The 1721-nt window shown below is 51.3% G+C and carries 1 rRNA gene; it reads right to left on the bottom strand.

Features of this window, described 5'->3' with window-relative positions:
• A 23S ribosomal RNA gene (locus tag C5O19_RS25780) occupies positions 1–1721 on the bottom strand; the annotation flags it as partial.

The following is a 1721-nucleotide window of genomic DNA, read 5'->3' as shown; positions in this document are numbered from 1 at the left end:
CCTATCCTACACACCAGTTACCAAAAGTCAGTGCAAAACTGTAGTGAAGGTTCACGGGGTCTTTCCGTCCCGTGGCGGGTAAGCGGCATCTTCACCGCTACTACAATTTCACCGAGCTCACGGCTGAGACAGTGCCCAGATCGTTACACCATTCGTGCAGGTCGGAACTTACCCGACAAGGAATTTCGCTACCTTAGGACCGTTATAGTTACGGCCGCCGTTTACTGGGGCTTCGATTCAATGCTTTGCCTTGCGACTAACATCCCCTCTTAACCTTCCAGCACCGGGCAGGTGTCAGGCCTTATACGTCAACTTTCGTTTTAGCAAAGCCCTGTGTTTTTGTTAAACAGTCGCCTGGGCCATTTCTCTGCGACCACATCGCTGTGGTTCCCCTTATCCCGAAGTTACAGGGTTAATTTGCCGAGTTCCTTAGCCGTGATTCACTCGAGCGCCTTGGTATGTTCTACCCGGATACCTGTGTCGGTTTGCGGTACGGGTTACAGCCAGCTGAAGCTTAGTAACTTTTCTTGGAAGCTCACTCATTTCTTCGCCTTGCCCTTGCGGGCTCGGCTCAACGCACACTTCCGTCCGTACGTAGAAACCCATGAACTCCGTCATTACATCGCACTGGTGTAAGTGCAGGACTATTAACCTGCTGGGCATCGAAGCTTCGCTTTCGCTAACTCCTTAGCTCCCGACTAACCCTCAGTTGATTAGCATAGCTGAGGAATCCTGATCCTTACGGCGGGAAGGTTTCTCACCTTCCTTATCGTTACTTATCCCTACATTTGCTTTTCTCAACGCTCCAGCATGGCTTGCCGCCACACCTTCACCGCTGTTGAGAATGCTCCCCTACCAAGTATTACTACTTCCATCGCTTCGGCACAAGACTTGATGCCCGTTTATTATCGATGCCCGCCCCGCTCGACCAGTGAGCTGTTACGCACTCTTTAAATGAATAGCTGCTTCCAAGCTAACATCCTGGCTGTCTCTGCAGTCGGACCTCCTTTGTTCAACTTAGCCCTGATTTAGGGGCCTTAGCGGATGGTCTGGGTTCTTTCCCTCTCGGACTGGGACCTTAGCACCCCAGCCCTCACTCCTGGGCATATTATACGGCATTCAGAGTTCGTCAGGATTTGGTAGGATTTGACTCCCCCTAGTCCTATCGGTAGCTTTACCTCCGTATAACTCAATCCCAAGGCTGTTCCTAAAAACATTTCGGGGAGTACGAGCTATCTCTCAGTTTGATTGGCCTTTCACCCCTACCCACAACTCATCCAAAGACTTTTCAACGTCAACTGGTTCGGTCCTCCATGTCGTGTTACCGACACTTCAACCTGGTCATGGGTAGATCACAAAGTTTCGCGTCTACAGCCACTGACTTGCTTCGCCCTATTCAGACTCGCTTTCGCTTCGGCTCCGTATCTGCAATACTTAACCTAGCCAGTAACCGTAACTCGTAGGGTCATTATGCAAAAGGCACGCCGTCACCAGAAAACTGGCTCCGACCGCTTGTAAGCGTGCGGTTTCAGGGTCTTTTCACCCCCCTATTCGGGGTACTTTTCACCTTTCCCTCACGGTACTCGTTCACTATCGGTCTCTCGGGAGTATTTAGCCTTGGCGGATGGTGCCGCCAGATTCAGAGGGGATTTCACCGGTCCCCACCTACTCAGGATCCTGCTACGTTAACTACCTTTACATCTACAGGGCTGTCACCTGCT

Source organism: Siphonobacter curvatus, from assembly GCF_002943425.1.
Classification (GTDB): domain Bacteria; phylum Bacteroidota; class Bacteroidia; order Cytophagales; family Spirosomataceae; genus Siphonobacter; species Siphonobacter curvatus.
The sequence above is the reverse complement of the archived record's forward strand: the minus strand, read 5'-3'. Positions and strand labels throughout refer to the sequence as shown.